The 325-nt window shown below is 66.8% G+C and carries 1 protein-coding gene; it reads right to left on the bottom strand.

Annotated features, from left to right (window positions below):
* On the bottom strand, positions 1-197 hold a 197-nt coding region (locus AC0IW9_RS30475), incomplete at its 3' end, for a hypothetical protein (protein ID WP_471652053.1).
* Between the last annotated feature and the right edge of the window lie 128 nt (positions 198-325).

Raw genomic sequence — 325 nt, 5'->3', positions numbered from 1 at the left:
CTGATGACCCCGCGTGCGCCAGCCGCCGCAGCGGCGTCGAGATGGTGGCGCAACTTGAACCATTTGTTGCCGCTGATCAGCGGGTCGATTTCATCCAGTCGCAGCACCGCCACGTCGACGCCGGCTTCTTGCAGCCACGGCGTGGCCAGGCGCTGGAGCGGCGCCTGGGGTGACCAATCGGAAACGTCGAGGGACAAGGGTTAGCTGACAGTCCGCAGGCGGGCGCCGGCTTTGTGGCGGGCGCAGCAGTTGGAGTCGCCGATAACAAAGCGGCTCGGCGTGTCGATGCGGTCCAGGGGAATGCCGCACCGATCACCGTTCGGCA

The sequence above is a fragment of the Belnapia sp. AC561 genome, assembly GCF_979252845.1.
Note: the sequence above shows the minus strand (reverse complement) of the source record. Positions and strands in the feature narration are given on the sequence as shown.